We start from the raw sequence: 16,655 nt of genomic DNA, 5'->3' as shown, positions 1-16,655 counted from the left end.
ACCGATAAGCTCGGGCCCATGAGCGAACCGACCCGGTGGGAATACGTGACCGTGGCACTACTGACCCATGCGACCAAGCAGATCCTCGACCAGTGGGGTGAGGACGGGTGGGAGTTGGTCTCGGTCGTTCCCGGGCCGACGGGCGAGCAGTTGGTGGCGTACATGAAGCGACCAAAGTGACGTCCGCCGAGCGCAGCGACTCGGTGACGCCGTCGAAACGGTTGGCGGAGCTGGGCATCGAACTCCCCGCGGTGGTCGCCCCGTTGGCCGCCTACGTGCCCGCCGTTCGGACGGGCAGCCTGGTCTACACCTCCGGGCAGTTGCCGATGGTCGGCGGCGAACTGCCGCAGACGGGCAAGGTGGGCGCCGAGGTCACCGCGGAGGAGGCCAAGGATCTGGCGCGTACGTGTGCGCTGAACGCGCTGGCCGCCGTGCACGCCCTCGTCGGCATCGACGCGGTGGTCCGGGTGGTCAAGGTGGTCGGATTCGTCGCCTCCGCACCAGGTTTCAACGGCCAGCCCGGCGTGGTCAACGGTGCGTCGCAATTGCTCGGTGACGTCTTCGGTGACGCCGGGGTGCATGCGCGCTCGGCGGTCGGGGTGTCGGAGTTGCCTCTGAATGCGCCGGTGGAAGTGGAGCTGATCGTAGAGGTCGCGTGACGTCGGAGGGCATCGTGCATCCGGCGTACGGAATGCTGCGCCGCGTCACCGACACGGCGTCGGTGCTGTTGTGCGACAACCCGGGCCTGATGACCCTGGAGGGCACCAACACCTGGGTTCTTCGGGGGCCGGGCAGCGACGAGATGGTGATCGTCGACCCGGGGCCCGACGACATTGCCCACGTCGACCGGATCGCCGCCCTCGGCAAGATCCCGCTGGTGCTGATCAGTCACAAGCACGGCGACCACACCGACGGGATCGACGCACTCGTCGAGCGCACGGGTGCGACGGTGCGCTCGGTGGGCAGCGGATTCCTGCGCGGGATGGGCGGTCCGCTGGTCGACGGCGAGGTGATCGACGCCGCCGGTGTGCGCATCACGGTCGTGGCCACCCCGGGACACACGGCCGACTCGCTGTCGTTCGCGTTGGACGATGCCGTGCTGACCGCGGACACGGTGCTGGGCCGCGGGACGACGGTCATCGACAACGAGGACGGCAGCCTGCGCGACTACCTGGAGTCGCTGCGGCGGTTACGGGGTCTGGGCCGCCGCGCCGTACTGCCCGGGCACGGACCGGATCTCGCCGATCTGGAGGCGGTGACGGGGACGTACCTGGCGCATCGCGAGGATCGGCTGAACCAGGTGCGCGGGGCGTTGCGGGTGCTGGGCGAGGAGGCGACCGCCCGCCAGATCGTCGAGCACGTCTACACCGACGTCGACGAGAAGCTGTGGGAGCACGCCGAGTGGAGCGTGCAGGCGCAGCTGGACTACCTCCGAAACTAGCGGAAGCGCGCGCTGGGCCCGATGCTCGCTCGCTACCTCGCTCGGCGGGCCAGCCGCTCGGAGTCGCTGATCAACACGCTCTTGCCCTCCAGGCGAATCCAACCGCGGTGGGCGAAGTCGGCGAGGGCCTTGTTGACCGTCTCGCGGGAGGCGCCGACCAACTGGGCGATCTCCTCCTGCGTGAGGTCGTGGGTGACGCGCAGGGCGCCGCCCTCCTGCGTGCCGAAGCGCTGTGCGAGCTGCAGCAGCTGCTTGGCGACGCGGCCGGGCACGTCGGTGAAGATGAGGTCGGCCAAGTTGTTGTTGGTGCGACGCAGGCGACGGGCCAGCACGCGCAGGAGTTGCTCGGCGATCTCGGGGCGGTCGGCGATCCAGGCGCGCAGCGCTTCACGGTCCATCGACACGGCGCGGACTTCGGTGATGGTGGTGGCGCTCGACGTGCGGGGGCCCGGGTCGAAGATCGACAGCTCGCCGAACATGTCCGACGGACCCATGATGGTGAGCAGGTTCTCGCGGCCGTCCGGGGAGCGTCGGCCGATCTTCACCTTGCCCGAGATGATGATGTAGAGCCGGTCGCCCGGCTCGCCCTCGGCGAACACGGTGTGCCCACGCGGGAAGTCGACGGGCTGCAATTGCTTGGTCAGCGCGGAGACCGCAGTCGGTTCCACTCCCTGGAAGATTCCGGCCCTCGCCAGGATCTCGTCCACGTTGCCCCTTAACACCGTCGGAAATATGACACACGAAGGCCACCCCGGCCGGGATGGCGAATTCAGTCTAAGCGCTGAGGTCTTCGCGACGTGCCAACGCTACACACGAAAGGCGTGGCGAGTCGGCCGAAATTCCGTATTCGATTCGTGCGGAATGATCACGCGCGTCGGCAAATCCCGCGCCGATCGCGTGAATACGCTTTCGCGGCAGACGTCGTCATATCCGTCGTCGAGCAACTCGTAGGAGTCCACGGCACGGGTGCGGGCGGCGGGTTTGGCGCAGACCGCCTTGGCGCGTTCCAGGGATGCGGTGACGTCCGCCGGAGACACGGTGTCGTCGTCGAGGCCGGCCTCCAACCGGTCGAGCCCGAACGTCGCCAACATCAGCAACGCCGGGATGAACACCACGAGCAACCAGGACACATGGCGAAGTAAACACGCCGGAGGTCTCAGGGGCATCACGAAATGCCACCGGTCCGCGCTTACACTCGACGGTTGCCTCAGTAGGCTGGCGGACGTGGCAACGCGCGCAGTGGTGGCCCCCAAATCCGCCAAGTACGACGACGAGACTCGCACCGGGCTGGTTCGACGGGCTCGGCGGATGAATCGCACGCTCTCCCAAGCTTTTCCGCACGTCTACTGCGAGCTGGACTTCACCAATCCGCTGGAGCTCGCCGTCGCGACCATCCTGTCGGCTCAAAGCACCGACAAGGGCGTCAACCTGGCCACCCCGGCGTTGTTCGCGAAGTACCGGACGGCCGCGGATTACGCGGGCGCCGATCGCGAGGAACTGGAGGCCTTGGTCCGCACCACGGGCTTCTATCGGAACAAGGCCAATTCGTTGATCCGGTTGGGCCAGGAGTTGGTCGAGCGATTCGACGGGGAGGTGCCCGCGACGCTCGACGAGTTGGTGACGTTGCCCGGCATCGGTCGCAAGACGGCCAACGTCGTCCTCGGCAACGCGTTCGACATCCCGGGCATCACCGTCGACACCCACTTCGGCAGATTGGTGCGCCGCTGGCGGTGGACCGAACTCGAGGATCCGGTGAAGGTCGAGTTCGCGATCGGCGAGCTGATCCCACGCAAGGAGTGGACGCTGCTGAGCCACCGGGTGATCTTTCACGGCCGCCGGGTGTGTCACGCCAAGAAGCCGGCCTGCGGCGTATGCGTGCTTGCCAAGGATTGCCCGTCGTTCGGCCTTGGCCCGACGGATCCGCTCGCCGCCGCCAAGTTGGTGAAGGGCCCGGAGACCGAACACCTGCTCGCCATGGCCGGTCTGTAGAGACCCGGCCTTCGTGCGCGCATCCACCCGGTGGACCCTGGCGGGTCTCGTGGTCGTCGTCGCGCTGGTCGTCGCCCTGTGGCGGGAGATCGGCGCGGAGGATCCGGTCGCCGGGACCGGCGGTCCGAGCGTCGGGGTGGCCCGGGAGCATCGTGACGCCGACACCGCGGAGGCATTGGCCGGCCCGCGCGCCAAGGCGGCCCTGCCGCCGTGCCCCGCCCCGTCGGCAGGGCCGAGTCCCGTGGCCCTGAACGGCGTCACGGTCGAGTGCGCCGCGGATGGTGCTCGCGCCGACGTGGGAGCGATCGTCGCCGGCCACAACGTGGTGCTCAACCTGTGGGCCTACTGGTGTGGACCCTGCGCCGACGAATTACCGGCCATGGCGGAGTACCAGCGCCGGATGGGACCGGCCGTGACGGTGCTGACCGTGCACCAGGACGAGAACGAGACCGCGGCACTGCTGCGGCTGGCCGAACTCGGCGTCGAGCTGCCCACCCTGCAGGACGGTCGGCGGCTGGTCGCCGCCGCGCTGAAGGTGCCCAACGTCATGCCCGCCACCGTGGTGCTGCGCTCGGACGGTACGGTGGCCAAAATCCTGCCGCGTGCGTTCACCAGCGCCGATGAGATCGCCGCGGCGGTGAATCCAGCGATGGGAGTGCGCGGTTGACCTCGAACGGTGACGGGGGGCCCACTGCTGCCCTCGATACCGCAGCGGCCCCGTCCTGGCTCGAGCCGCTGCTCGACAACGTCGCCGACGTGCCGCGCGCCTACCGCGAGCGGGTGCCCGCCGACGTGCTCGCCGCCATCACGGTCGCCAACGCCGCAGCCACGATGACCGGGGCCAAGCGCGATGCCGCGGTCCTGGTGCTGTTCTCCGGGCCGTTCGACTCACCCACGGGCGGCCTGCCCCCCGACGCCGACCTGCTGCTCACCGTCCGAGCGTCCACGTTGCGCCAGCACGCCGGCCAGGCCGCCTTCCCCGGCGGCGCGGCCGATCCCGGCGACGGCGGTCCCGTCGGCACTGCGCTGCGCGAGGCCAACGAGGAGACCGGCGTCGACGTGACGCGGTTGCAGCCCCTGGCCACACTCGACCGGATGTTCATCCCGCCGTCGGGCTTCCACGTCGTGCCGGTGCTGGCCTACTCGCCCGACCCGGGCCCGGTTGGCGTGGTGGACGAGAGCGAGACGGCCATCGTCGCCCGCGTTCCCGTCCGCGCCTTCGTCAATCCCGAGAATCGGCTGATGGTGTACCGCAAGGAGAACACCACCCGGTTCGCCGGGCCCGCGTTCATGCTGAACCAGATGCTGGTCTGGGGTTTCACCGGCCAGGTGATCTCGGCGATTCTCGACGTCGCCGGTTGGGCGCAGCCGTGGGACACCGACGACGTGCGCGAACTCGACGCGGCAATGGCGCTCGTCGGCGGCGGCACCGATTACCGTGAGGGCCCACAATGACTTCGTCGCAGTGGCTCGATCTGGCCGTCCTCGCCATCGCCTTCGTCGCCGCCGTCTCCGGATGGCGGTCGGGCGCGCTTGGCTCGCTGCTGTCCTTCGTCGGCGTGATCCTCGGCGCGGTGGCCGGCGTGCTGCTGGCGCCGCACGTCGTCGGCCACGTCGACGGCCCCCGCACCAAGCTGTTCGTGGCGCTGTTCCTGATCCTCGGGCTCGTCGTGATCGGCGAGATCGCCGGCGTGGTGCTGGGGCGGGCGGTGCGCGGTGCGATCCGCAACGGCGGTCTGCGGACCGTGGACTCGTTCGTCGGGGTCGCGCTGCAACTGGTCGCGGTGTTGGTGGCGGCCTGGCTGCTGGCCACCCCGCTGACGTCGTCGGACCAGCCGAATCTCGCGGCGGCCGTGCGCGGTTCGCGCGTCCTGTCGGCGGTCGACGAGGCGGCCCCCGCGTGGCTCAAGAAGGTGCCGACGCGGTTGTCCTCGCTGCTGGACACCTCCGGGCTGCCCGACGTGCTGCAACCATTCGGCCGCACCCCGATCGTCAACGTGGACGCTCCCGACGCCGCCCTGGCGTCCGACCCGGTGGTCGCGGCGACTCGGCCGAGCGTGCTGAAGATCCGCGGGGTGGCCACCAGCTGCCAGAAGGTGCTCGAGGGCAGCGGATTCGTCGTCGCCCCCAACCGGGTGATGTCCAACGCCCACGTCGTCGCCGGGTCCGAGAGCGTGACCGTGGAGTCCGACGGCAAGACCTACGACGCGACGGTGGTCTCCTACGACCCGAACGCCGACATCTCCATCCTCGACGTTCCCGACCTGCCGGCCAAGCCGCTGCAGTTCGACATGCAGGAGGCGACCAGCGGTACCGATGCGTTGGTGATGGGGTATCCCGGCGGCGGCGAGTTCACCGCCACCCCCGGCCGCATCCGCGAGATCATCCAGCTCAACGGTCCGGACATCTACCACACGACGACGGTCACCCGCGAGGTGTACACCATCAGAGGCACTGTGCGCCAAGGTAATTCGGGCGGACCGTTGATCGACAAGGACGGCAAGGTGCTCGGTGTGGTCTTCGGTGCGGCCGTGGACGACGCGGACACCGGCTTCGTGCTGACCTCCACCGAGGTGGAGAAGCAGATGGCCAAGGCCGGCAATACGCAGCGGGTGTCGACCGACACCTGCATCTCCTGACCTCAGCCGCCCGCGAGGAACCTCGTCAGCTGCTCGTTGACCAGTTCGGGATTCTCCTCGTGTGCGAAGTGCCCCGACCCGGCGATCGACACGTACCGGCCGTGCGGCACCAGTTTCTGGGTGCGTCGCACCGGATCGGCGAGCACGTACGGGTCGGCGTCCCCGCGTACGTGGAGCACGGGTACCGACAACGGCCGCTTCATCGACCGCATGAAGCGGCGCCCCTCACTGCGAAGCTGGCTGCGAACCGCCCAGCGCTGGTACTCCAGCGCCGAGTGCGCCGCCGACGGGATCTGGACGGCCCGGCGCAGGTGTGGCATCGATTCGGCGAAGTCTTGCGAGGCAAGCCAATTGGCACCGGCCCGGCTGCGGACGACGGCCTCGAGTTCGGCTGCGTCGTCACGTACGAGCGATCGTTCCGGCCACACGGGCAGTTGGTAGCGCAGCATCCACGGCAGCAGGGCCATCCCCTGATCACGGCGCGTCAACGCCGAGGCGCGCAGCGCGACGGGATGCGGCGAGCTGATGACCGCAATGGATCTCACCACGCGGGGGTGCAGCACCGAGGTGGCCCAGCAGACCAATCCGCCGTCGGCGTGGCCCACCAAGGTGGCGGTCTCGTGTCCGAGCGCGCGCACCAAGCCGGCGGTGTCACCGGCGAGTGTCCAGCCGTCGTAGCCGCGGGGCGGTTTGTCGCTGCCGCCGTACCCCCGCAGGTCCACCGCCACCACCCGCGCGCCGTGCAACCCGCGGAGCTGGTGGCGCCAGGACCACCAGAACGACCCGAAGCCGTGCAACAAGATCACCAACGGCTGGTCGTCGGAGAACTCGCCGGGGGGGTTCGCCTCGACGACGTGGAAGCGGATTCCGTTGGCGTGCACGTCCATGTGTCGCCACGGCCCAGCGATGCGCGTGACCGACGGATCGGGTGGCGGCTGGGTGATGCGCCCCCGGGAGCGTGCCACTACCAGCCGGAGGGGTCTGCCGTCGGCACGGCCGGCTTCGCCGGGGACTTGTCGCCGCCGGGCACCAACGCCACCCGCGCCTCCTTGACCGACTCGATCGTCTTCTGCGGGCCTCGGATCTTGCGCACCTTGCGCCAGCCCAGGAATGCCAGCGCACCGGTGCTCAGCAGCATCAGGCCGAACACGATCAGGTCGGCGGCCCACTTCTGCAGCCACAGGTCCAGCAAGTCGGCGACGAAGAAGAAGAAGAAGAACGTGGAGTAGAACAGGACGACCAGCGCCATGACGAAGTAGACGCTGCCCGTCAGGCCCTTCTTGACGTCGCGGGTGATCTCGGCGCGCGCGAGTTCGACTTCGGCACGCACCAGCGTGGACATCTGCGCCGTCGCGTCCTTGACCAGATCGCCCACCGACGGGTCGGGCTTCGGCGCGTGCGGATCCACCAGTGGAATCGAGGTCACCGTCGTCGGAACGCCGCTCTTGCGGTCGCCATTGCTCACGGACACGTCCTCCCCGTTCGAATTACTCTCCCGCATGTCATGGGGGTCGGCGCCCATGTTGCCATGTCGCGGGCCGCGCAACGATTCCGGCCGACGTTAGACTGGCCGTGCTTGGCCGTCGGGCGGGGCAGCGGCCGAGGAGGTTTCTTGCAGTTCGTACGAAGTCGTCGCAGCCCGTTCGTCCTGTCCGCGCTCTTCGTCGTCCTGATCGCCGCCCTGACCTCACCGCTGCTGGCCGTCTCCCACGCCGAGGACAAGGTCGTACTCGGAGGCGGGTCGGGGATCGTGATCAACGGTGACACGTTCTGCACCCTCACGACCATCGGCAACGACTCCAAGGGCAACCTGATCGGGTTCACCTCCGCGCATTGCGGCGGGCCCGGCGCGCAGGTGGCCTCCGAACGTGCTCCCTCCAGCGGCGTGGTCGGCACGATGGTCGCCGGCAACGACGGCCTCGACTACGCGGTGATCCAGTTCGACCCCGCCAAGGTCCAACCCGTCAACTCGATCGACGGCTTCGAGATCGACGGCCTCGGCCCCGATCCGGCATTCGGCGAGAACGCCTGCAAGCTCGGCCGCACCACGGGCCAGTCGTGCGGCGTCACCTGGGGACCGGGTGACAAACCCGGCACCATCCTCAACCAGGTGTGCGGCCAACCCGGCGACTCCGGCGCCCCGGTGACGGTCGACGACAAGCTGGTCGGGATGATCCACGGCGCCTTCAGCGAGGACCTGCCCACCTGCGTGGTGAAGTTCATCCCGCTGCACACCCCGGCGGTCACCATGTCGATGACGTCGATCCTGGCCGACATCGACGCGAAGAACCGACCGGGCTCCGGCTTCGTCCCGGTCGGCGCTCCTGCCGCTTAGTTCTCGGCTCCGCCGAGGATTCCTAACTCAGGTGGTGCACTTCCTGTAGCCCGTAGACCGGGGTCGGCAGACCCTCGTATCGCGCCTTGAGCTGCAGGGCCAGATACAGCGAATAGTGCCGGGACTGGTGCAGATTCCCGCCGTGGAACCACAGGTTCTCCTGCTGCGTCGGCTTCCACATGTTGCGCTGCTCGCCCTCCCACGGGCCCGGATCCTTGGTCGTCCCGCTGCCTAGGCCCCAGACCTTGCCGACCTTGTCGGCGACGTCCTGGCCGATCAGATCGGCCGCCCAGCCGTTCATCGAGCCGTACCCGGTGGCGTAGACCACGACGTCGGCCGGCAGCACCGTGCCGTCGGCGAGCACCACCGCGTCCTCGGTCAGCTTCTCGACCTGGCCGTGGGCGAGCTTGATGGTGCCGTCGGCGACCAGGTCGCACGCGCCGACGTCGATGTAATAGCCCGACCCTCGGCGCAGGTACTTCATGAAGAGGCCGGAATCGTCGTCACCCCAATCCAATTCGAAGCCCGCGGCGGTCAGCCGGTCGTAGAACTCCTTGTCGCGTTCGCGGATGGCGTCGTAGATCGGGATCTGGAACTCGTGCATGATCTTGTAGGGCAACGAGGCGAACGTCAGGTCGGCCTTCTCGGTGGTCATGCCCGACGCCACGGCCCGCTCCGAATAGAGGTCGCCGAGGCCGATCTCCATCAGGGAGTCCGACTTCACGATGTGGGTCGACGAGCGTTGCACCATCGTGGTGTCCACGCCGTTCTCGACGAGCGCCTTGCAGATGTCGTGGGCCGAGTTGTTGGACCCGATCACCACGGCGCGCTTGCCGACGTAGCGGTCGGGGCCGGGGTGGGAGCTGGAGTGGTGTTGCTCGCCGCGGAAGACATCTTGGCCGGGGAGCGTCGGAATGCTCGGCTTGCCGGACATGCCGGTGGCCAGCACCAAGTGCGTGGGGTGCAGCGTCAGCCGCTCCCCGTCGCGGTCGATCTCGACGGTCCACTGCTTCTTCGTCTCGTCGAAGGAAGCGGACAGGCAGCTGGTCTTGGACCAGTACGGCACCTCCATGACGCGGGTGTAGAACTCCAGCCAGTCGCCGATCTTGTCCTTGGGAGCGAACACCGGCCAGTTCTGCGGGAAGGGCATGTACGGCAGGTGGTCGTACCAGACCGGATCGTGAAGGCACAGCGACTTGTAGCGCTTGCGCCACTGGTCGCCGGGACGTTCGTGACGGTCGACCACGATCGCCGGCACGCCCATTTGGCGTAACCGCGCGCCGAGTGCGATGCCGCCCTGACCACCGCCGACGACCAGTGTGTAGGGCTGCTCGCTGCGGCCAAGGGCTCGCTCTTCGTCCGCCCGCTTCTCCGCCCACGATCTGGTGTCGGGGTCGGAACCGTGCACGGCGCCCAGCACGCGGGTGACGCCCTTGCACTCCTCGTAGCCCTTGAGCTCCTGCATGGCCGTCAGCAAGGTCCAGGCCACGTCGTCGCCGTTGGCGTCGGGCTTGATGCGCAGGTGCCCGGTGCCGCGTCCAACCGCGGTCTCGAACTCGATGAACGCGCTGGCGACGTCGCCGTCGGCGGTGGCTTCTTCACGGGTGCGGAAACCCGACGGGCTGGTCTCGGCCAATCGCGCATACAGCATTCGTGTCACGCCCCCCTGACCTTCCATGGTCTTGAGGTTCCAGGTGAAGGACACCAGGTCGCGCCAGAAGCAGTCGACGGCGAACATCGACACCACCCGCTCGACGTCACGGACGGCCAACGCCGCCTCGAAGTCGGCGAGCCAGGCGTCGACGCGCGCCTGTGGGGTGAGGGCCGCGGAGGCCGTCTTTTCGATCGTTTCGGTCATGTGACTCAGAGCACACCACCGTGGCAGCGGATGCAAGGGTTGCAGCGGGTTGCACCGGTGGCATGCAACGGGGTGCAACTCTTTCCGAACGTGGCCGGCGTCACATAGACATGGCTCATGAGAGCAGCTGTGTACTACGGACCCCACAAACTCGAGGTCGCCGACGTCCCCGAACCCAATCCCACGCCGGGCACCGTGAAGGTCAAGGTCGGGTTCAACGGCATCTGCGGCACCGATCTGCACGAGTACTACGCGGGCCCCATCTTCATCCCAACCTCACCGCACCCGCTGACCGGGCAGCAGCTGCCGCTGACCATGGGCCACGAGTTCTCCGGCGTCATCACCGAGGTGGGCGACGACGTCACCGATTACGCCGCAGGCGACCGGGTGGCCGTCATGCCGCTCTACCGGTGCGGGCACTGCGGACCGTGCAAGGCGGGCACCTACAACATCTGCCAGCAGATCGGCTTCCACGGGCTGATGTCCGACGGTGGCATGGCCGAGTACACCGTGGTGCCGACCGACATGCTGCACCGCCTGCCCGACGACGTGTCGATGGAACTCGGCGCGCTCGTCGAACCCATGTCGGTGGCCTACCACGCGGCCACCCTTGGCGACCCGAGCGCCGACGGCACCTCGATGGTGTTCGGTGCCGGCCCCATCGGGATTGGCCTGTGGTTTGCGTTGCGCGGCAAAGGAGTAGAGGACGTCTTCGTCGTGGAACCGTCGGCCACCCGACGGGCGTCGATCGAGGCGCTCGGCGCCCGCACGCTCGATCCGACCGCGGTCGACGTCCCCGCCTTCATCGCCGACCACACCAACGGCGCGGGGGCCGATTCGGTGTTCGACGCCGCCGGGGTGGCGCCCGCGGTCGAGACGGCACTGGCCTGCGTGGGTGCGCGCCGTCCGATGGTCAGTGTTGCGATCTACGAGAAGCCCTTGACCACACCGCTTCTCAACCTGGTGATGAACGAGTCCCGCATTCAGGGCTCGCTCTGCTACACCGCCGAGGACTTCGCCGCCGTCATCGACCTGATGGACCGGGGCACCTACGACACCACCGGCTGGGTGACCTCGATCCCGCTGGACGACGTCGTCGACGAAGGGTTCGAAGCCCTGCACGCGGGCACGAAGATGAAGGTCCTCGTCGACCCGTCGACCACGGGTGGGGCGTCGTGAGTGGCGCGCTGACCGGCAAGGTCGCCCTGGTCACCGGTGCCGGACGCGGCATCGGCCGGGGCATCGCGCTGCGGCTGGCGCGCGACGGTGCCGACGTGGCGCTGGTCGACATCGGACCGGACGGGATCTCCGCGGTCGCCGAGGAGATCACCGGACTCGGTTCGAAGGCAACCACTTTCGTGGCCGACGTGAGCGAGCGCGATCAGGTCTTCGCCGCCGTCGACCACGCGGCGACGACCCTCGGCGGCTTCGACGTCATGGTGAACAACGCCGGCATCGCCCTGGTCGCCCCCCTGCTCGACACGACGCCGGAGGACGTCGCGAAGATCTGGGCGGTCAACGTCGACGGGGTGCTGTGGGGCATCCAGGCCGCGGTGACCACGTTCAAGGAACGGGGGACCAGGGGCAAGGTGATCAATGCGTCCTCGATCGCCGGCCACGAGGGCTTCGGCATGCTCGGCGTCTACAGCGCCACCAAGTTCGCCGTGCGGGCGCTCACCCAGGCCGCGGCCAAGGAGCACGCCGCCGACGGCATCACCGTCAACGCCTACTGCCCCGGTGTCGTCGGCACCGACATGTGGGTGGAGATCGACAAGCGGTTCGCCGCGCTGACCGGAGCCGCCGAGGGCGAGACGTACGAGAAGTTCGTCGGCGGTATCGCACTCGGCCGCGCCGAGACCCCCGACGACGTCGCCGGCTTCGTGTCCTATCTCGCCGGGCCCGATTCCGACTACATGACGGGACAGGCCGGACTGATCGACGGCGGAATGGTGTATCGATGAGCGCTTGCGCGACCAGCAGGGTGTTCGGCTAGTGGCGCCGCACTGTGATGCGGAGCACAATCGGGGGTGATGCAAGACCCTTCCAGTCCCGAACCGGCCGTCGCGGTCGGCGAAGACCCGCGGCACTACGCCCGGCTGATGTCGGCGGTCTACGACGCCACGATGTCGGGTGAGCGCGCCCCTGCCCGCCCGCGGTCGGTGATCGAGGACTCCTGGCATCGGATGATGGCCAACGGCCTTGCGCCCGATCGGTTGTCGGCGCCGGTCGTCGAGCTCGCCGGTCTCGAGTTGCTGCGGAAGTCCTCGGGTCTGCTCGGCGTGCTCGACGAGGTATCGCGCAACCTGGAGTCGCTGATCGTCGACGGGGACAACATCCTGGTCGTGGCCGACGCACTGGGCCGGGTGCTGTGGCGCAGCGGGTCGGCGTCGGTGCTCAACCACGCCGACCGGCTGGGGTTCATCGAGGGCGCCCACTGGGGTGAGAACGCGGTCGGCACCAACGCCATCGGCACCGCCCTGGCGTCCAACCGGGCGGTTCAGGTGTTCTCCGCCGAGCACTACCAGCGCAGCCATCACCCGTGGACGTGCGCGGGCGCGCCCATCAAGGATCCGCGCACCGGCCAGGTCATCGGAGTCGTCGACGTGTCGGGTCCGGCCGCAACCGTGCACCCGACCACCGTGGCACTCGTCGACGTCGTCGCCCGCCTCGCGGAATCGCGGCTGCGCGAACAACACGACCAGACCCTGAACCGACTGCGGGCGGTGGCCGCACCGATCCTGGCGCGCATCGGCGCGCCCGCCCTCGCCGTCGACCCCGACGGGTGGGTGGCCGCCGTGGACTCGGTGCCGATGCACAACCGCATCCTGCTGCCGGCGGAGATCGCGCCCGGCCGGGCGTGGGTGCCGCCGCTGGGCATGTGCGAGGTCGAACTGCTCCCTGGCGGTTGGCTGGTGCGCCCCACCGACGACGACGCGGCCCCCGGCATCTCGCGGGTCACCCTCGACGTGCGGGACTCGGGGGCGCCCACCCTGGAGATGGTCGGGCAGTTCGGCTGCTGGCGCCACGACATCTCACCCCGGCACGCCGAGATCCTGCTCGTCCTCGCCACTCACCGCGATGGGCGGTCGGCCCCCGACCTCGCCGAGGATCTCTACGGCGATCGCTCCCGGGTGGTCACGGTTCGGGCCGAGATGTCAAGGCTGCGAAGACAACTCGCCGGCTTGGTGCACGGGCGTCCGTATCGCTTTCCGCCGTCGGCGGTCGTCGACGTCTGCTACCCGGCGGACCGGGCGACGCTGCTGGCAGCCTCGACGGCACCGGCCATCCGGGCAATGCGCTCGGTCACCCTGCCGCGAACGTGAAGAAGTGCGCGAGAATTCGAGGAACTCTCGCGCACTTCATAACACTCGGTGGATCTAGAAGAAGCCTTGGGCCTTGTTGCCGTAGGACACCAGCAGGTTCTTGGTCTGCTGGTAGTGGTCGAGCATCATCTTGTGGTTCTCGCGCCCGATGCCGGACTGCTTGTAGCCGCCGAACGCGGCGTGCGCCGGGTACGCGTGATAGCAGTTGGTCCACACGCGGCCGGCCTTGATGTCGCGACCGGCGCGATAGGCGGTGTTGCCGTCACGGCTCCACACGCCGGCGCCGAGACCGTAGAGGGTGTCGTTGGCGATGGAGATGGCGTCGTCGTAGTCGGTGAACGAGGTGACCGCGACGACGGGTCCGAAGATCTCCTCCTGGAACACCCGCATCTTGTTGTTGCCCTCGAATATCGTGGGCTGCACGTAGTAGCCGCCGTTCAGCTCACCACCCAGTTCGGCGCGCTCGCCGCCGGTGATGACCTTGGCGCCCTCGTCCTTGCCAATCTCGATGTAGGACAGGATCTTCTCGAGCTGGTCGTTGGAGGCCTGGGCGCCGATCATCGTCTCGGTGTCCAGCGGGTCGCCCTGACGGACCGCCTTGGTGCGGATCGCGGCCTGGGTCATGAACTCGTCGTAGATGTCGGCCTGCACCAGGGAACGTGACGGGCAGGTGCACACCTCGCCCTGGTTGAGGGCGAACATCGTGAAGCCCTCCAGCGCCTTGTCCTGAAAGTCGTCGACCTGCGACATCACGTCGGAGAAGAAGATGTTGGGGCTCTTGCCGCCCAGTTCCAGGGTGACCGGAATCAGATTCTGCGACGCGTACTGCATGATCAGGCGCCCGGTGGTGGTCTCGCCGGTGAAGGCGATCTTGGCGATCCGGTTGCTCGAGGCCAGCGGCTTGCCCGTCTCGACGCCAAATCCGTTGACCACGTTGACCACACCGGCGGGCAGCAGATCCCCGATGATCGACATCAGGTAGAGGATCGACGCCGGGGTCTGCTCGGCGGGCTTGAGCACCACCGCGTTGCCGGCGGCCAGCGCGGGGGCCAGCTTCCACACCGCCATCAAGATGGGGAAGTTCCACGGGATGATCTGTCCGACGACGCCGAGCGGCTCGTGGAAGTGGTAGGCGACGGTGTCCTCGTCGATCTGCGACAGCGAACCCTCTTGCGCCCGAAGCGCTCCCGCGAAGTAGCGGAAGTGGTCCACCGCCAGCGGAATGTCGGCGTTGAGGGTCTCGCGCACGGGCTTACCGTTGTCCCACGCCTCGGCGACGGCGATGGACTCCAGGTTCTCCTCGATGCGGTCGGCGATCTTGTTGAGGATGTTGGCCCGTTCGGCGGGCGAGGTCTTGCCCCAGGCGGGGGCGGCGGCGTGGGCGGCGTCGAGGGCCTTCTCGACGTCGGACTCGTCGGAGCGGGCCACCTCGCAGAAGGTCTTGCCGTTGATCGGTGACGGGTTCTCGAAGTACCGGCCCGCGGTGGGGGCCACCCACTCGCCGCCGATCCAGTTGTCGTACCGGGACTCGAAGCTCATCAGGGAGCCTTCGGTGCCGGGCCGCGCGTAAACAGTCATGGGTTCCTCTCCAACGAACGGGACGACGTCTTGAAAGAATGTGTCGGTCGTCACTCAAGATAGGTGACGAGGGGTTGCAGCACGGTTGCACGACCGCACCTCGTCCTGCAGCAGAGCCCACCCGTCGCGGTCGCCGGAGCCCTCCGGTAGCTGCAGCCAGCGGCGCAGCAACCCCAGGTCACGGGTCGCCAGGACGGCGCCGCGCAGGCTCGTGCTGATCTCGGTGCGCAACCGTCCGACGGCGGGGGACGCCGACTTGGCCAGCAGTGGTCCGCCGTACGCGTCGAGGGCCGCCGCCACGTCCCCGCCCGCCAGGGCGGCGAAGACCTCCGCGACATCGCTCGAGACGGGGGCCGTCAGCCGATAGGGACGCGACGCCAGAAGATCGGGTCCGACGACGCGGCGCAGTCGTGACATCTCGGCCCGCACGGTCACGACGTCGAGGTGTCCGTCGTCCAGCAGTGTCGCCAGGTGGTCGGCGCTGAGGCCCTCGGGGTGCCTGCTCAGCAACACCAGGATGTCGGCGTGTCTGCCGGTGAGCGCGGTGCGCGTGCGCCGGCCGCCTTCGTCGACGCTCTCCCATCGCGGCCGTTCGGTACCCAGGACCCGCAAATGCCTCATGCGACAACGCTCGTCGCGACCTGGTTCGGTCAGCCGCAGCAAGGCCAGGTGATTCTCCACGGCGACCACCGTGGCGCGCACCAGGGCCAGGGTCTGGGCCGAGGACACCTCGTCGCCGCCAGTGAGGTCGATGGCCCCGATCAACGTGCCCGTGACGGGGTCGTGCACGGGAACCGCCGTGCAACTCCACGGCTGAACGACGCGGGAGAAGTGTTCGGTGCCGCGAATCTGCACCTCGGCGTCCAGTGCCAGGGCCGTCCCCGGGGCGTTGGTGCCGGCGCCCCGCTCGCTCCAGTCCGCACCCGGGACGAAGTTCATCGCCTCGGCCCGACGGCACGCCGCGGGGTCACCCTCGACCCACAGCAGGGTGCCGTCCGCCGCGCTGATCGCGACCATGACCCCCGAGGATCGGGCGTCCTCGACCAGCAGTCGGCGGATGACCGGCAACGCCGACGCCAGCGGATGTTGCGCTCGCATCCGAGCCACGCCGAGCGCCACCTCCGACGATTGCGCGCCCCCGCGGTCGGGGTCGACGCCGCGGGCCAGGCTGCGCTGCCAGCTGTCGACGACGACGCGTCGTAGGGGGGTCGTCGCCAGGTAGGAGCCGTCGACTTCGCCCGCGACGAAGAGTTCGTGGACGGCCCGCACGCTGGCGTCGGACACCCTCGCTGAGCTCACCGGTGACCACGCTCCTGGCGGGGGGCACGTCGGCCCCGCGTGGGAGCCACGATAGTCCGGTCGACCCCTCCTGCGGTGCTACTTCCCGGCGCGGATGGCTTCGAAGACGCTGGGGTCGACGAGGGTGGAGGTGTCGCCGAGTTCGCGGCCTTCGGCGACGTCTCGGAGCAGGCGTCGCATGATCTTGCCGCTG

Annotated in this window: 19 protein-coding genes; 11 read left to right on the top strand and 8 right to left on the bottom strand. The window is 68.6% G+C overall.

Annotation, left to right across the window (positions count from 1 at the left end; all coding sequences use genetic code 11):
- Positions 1-18: 18 nt before the first annotated feature.
- From ABZ195_RS23860 to ABZ195_RS23850, 3 genes are read left to right on the top strand one after another with little or no spacing between them, the layout of a single operon-like run.
- A complete protein-coding gene (locus ABZ195_RS23860; RefSeq protein ID WP_263997194.1) occupies positions 19-180 on the top strand; it encodes a DUF4177 domain-containing protein in 162 nt (53 codons plus the stop codon).
- Positions 181-203: 23 nt separating this feature from the next.
- Complete coding sequence (locus tag ABZ195_RS23855) at positions 204-659, top strand: RidA family protein (protein WP_355222333.1); 456 nt, start codon at positions 204-206, stop codon at positions 657-659.
- Positions 660-691: 32 nt separating this feature from the next.
- A complete protein-coding gene (locus tag ABZ195_RS23850) occupies positions 692-1,441 on the top strand; it encodes an MBL fold metallo-hydrolase (RefSeq protein WP_355222331.1) in 750 nt (249 codons plus the stop codon).
- 32 nt (positions 1,442-1,473) lie between these two features.
- Here ABZ195_RS23850 and crp read toward each other — a convergent pair whose 3' ends face one another.
- A complete protein-coding gene (crp, locus tag ABZ195_RS23845) occupies positions 1,474-2,148 on the bottom strand; it encodes a cAMP-activated global transcriptional regulator CRP (protein ID WP_263997190.1) in 675 nt (224 codons plus the stop codon).
- Positions 2,149-2,247: 99 nt separating this feature from the next.
- Entirely contained in the window at positions 2,248-2,571 is a 324-nt protein-coding gene (locus ABZ195_RS23840) for a hypothetical protein (protein ID WP_355222137.1), read from the bottom strand.
- A 178-nt stretch (positions 2,572-2,749) separates the two neighbouring features.
- Between ABZ195_RS23840 and nth the strand changes: the two genes are divergently transcribed.
- From nth to marP, 4 genes are read left to right on the top strand one after another with little or no spacing between them, the layout of a single operon-like run.
- Positions 2,750-3,430 (top strand): endonuclease III, encoded by a 681-nt coding sequence (gene nth / locus ABZ195_RS23835; protein ID WP_355222329.1) that lies wholly within the window; start codon positions 2,750-2,752, stop codon positions 3,428-3,430.
- A 13-nt stretch (positions 3,431-3,443) separates the two neighbouring features.
- Entirely contained in the window at positions 3,444-4,097 is a 654-nt protein-coding gene (locus ABZ195_RS23830) for a TlpA disulfide reductase family protein (RefSeq protein WP_355222135.1), read from the top strand.
- Positions 4,094-4,885, top strand: coding sequence for a CoA pyrophosphatase (locus tag ABZ195_RS23825; RefSeq protein WP_355222133.1), 792 nt, complete (start codon positions 4,094-4,096; stop codon positions 4,883-4,885). Before ABZ195_RS23830 ends, ABZ195_RS23825 begins: the two co-directional genes overlap by 4 nt.
- Positions 4,882-6,069, top strand: coding sequence for an acid resistance serine protease MarP (gene marP, locus ABZ195_RS23820; RefSeq protein WP_355222131.1), 1,188 nt, complete (start codon positions 4,882-4,884; stop codon positions 6,067-6,069). Before ABZ195_RS23825 ends, marP begins: the two co-directional genes overlap by 4 nt.
- Positions 6,070-6,071: 2 nt before the next feature.
- Here the strand turns inward: marP and ABZ195_RS23815 are convergent, their stop codons facing one another.
- The gene (locus ABZ195_RS23815) at positions 6,072-6,956 is read right to left on the bottom strand and encodes an alpha/beta hydrolase (protein ID WP_355222327.1); all 885 of its coding nucleotides are present in this window, start codon (positions 6,954-6,956) and stop codon (positions 6,072-6,074) included.
- A gap of 77 nt (positions 6,957-7,033) precedes the next feature.
- The gene (locus tag ABZ195_RS23810) at positions 7,034-7,534 is read right to left on the bottom strand and encodes a phage holin family protein (RefSeq protein ID WP_355222129.1); all 501 of its coding nucleotides are present in this window, start codon (positions 7,532-7,534) and stop codon (positions 7,034-7,036) included.
- A 204-nt stretch (positions 7,535-7,738) separates the two neighbouring features.
- Between ABZ195_RS23810 and ABZ195_RS23805 the strand changes: the two genes are divergently transcribed.
- A complete protein-coding gene (locus tag ABZ195_RS23805; RefSeq protein WP_355222325.1) occupies positions 7,739-8,404 on the top strand; it encodes a S1 family peptidase in 666 nt (221 codons plus the stop codon).
- Between the two features lie 22 nt (positions 8,405-8,426).
- Here the strand turns inward: ABZ195_RS23805 and ABZ195_RS23800 are convergent, their stop codons facing one another.
- Positions 8,427-10,262, bottom strand: a complete 1,836-nt coding sequence (locus tag ABZ195_RS23800; protein ID WP_355222127.1) for an NAD(P)/FAD-dependent oxidoreductase — start codon at positions 10,260-10,262, stop codon at positions 8,427-8,429.
- Positions 10,263-10,379: 117 nt separating this feature from the next.
- Here ABZ195_RS23800 and ABZ195_RS23795 point away from each other — a divergent pair, with 117 nt between their 5' ends.
- From ABZ195_RS23795 to ABZ195_RS23785, 3 genes are all read left to right on the top strand, one after another.
- Positions 10,380-11,441, top strand: coding sequence for a 2,3-butanediol dehydrogenase (locus tag ABZ195_RS23795; protein ID WP_355222126.1), 1,062 nt, complete (start codon positions 10,380-10,382; stop codon positions 11,439-11,441).
- Positions 11,438-12,223 carry an acetoin reductase gene (locus ABZ195_RS23790; protein WP_355222124.1) on the top strand — a complete coding sequence of 262 codons (786 nt, stop codon included), beginning with the start codon at positions 11,438-11,440 and terminating at the stop codon, positions 12,221-12,223. The genes ABZ195_RS23795 and ABZ195_RS23790 overlap by 4 nt, the downstream gene beginning before the upstream one ends.
- A gap of 69 nt (positions 12,224-12,292) precedes the next feature.
- Complete coding sequence (locus tag ABZ195_RS23785) at positions 12,293-13,585, top strand: GAF domain-containing protein (RefSeq protein ID WP_355222122.1); 1,293 nt, start codon at positions 12,293-12,295, stop codon at positions 13,583-13,585.
- 54 nt (positions 13,586-13,639) lie between these two features.
- Here the strand turns inward: ABZ195_RS23785 and adh are convergent, their stop codons facing one another.
- The 3 genes from adh to ABZ195_RS23770 form a co-directional block, all read right to left on the bottom strand.
- The gene (gene adh / locus ABZ195_RS23780) at positions 13,640-15,163 is read right to left on the bottom strand and encodes an aldehyde dehydrogenase (RefSeq protein WP_355222120.1); all 1,524 of its coding nucleotides are present in this window, start codon (positions 15,161-15,163) and stop codon (positions 13,640-13,642) included.
- A 54-nt stretch (positions 15,164-15,217) separates the two neighbouring features.
- Complete coding sequence (locus ABZ195_RS23775) at positions 15,218-16,462, bottom strand: transcriptional regulator (protein ID WP_355222119.1); 1,245 nt, start codon at positions 16,460-16,462, stop codon at positions 15,218-15,220.
- Between the two features lie 78 nt (positions 16,463-16,540).
- The coding region (locus tag ABZ195_RS23770; protein WP_355222324.1) for a hypothetical protein at positions 16,541-16,655 on the bottom strand (115 nt) is incomplete at its 5' end.

This window comes from Mycobacterium sp. NPDC006124 (genome assembly GCF_040614235.1).
GTDB lineage: Bacteria > Actinomycetota > Actinomycetes > Mycobacteriales > Mycobacteriaceae > Mycobacterium.
Note: the sequence above shows the minus strand (reverse complement) of the source record. Positions and strands in the feature narration are given on the sequence as shown.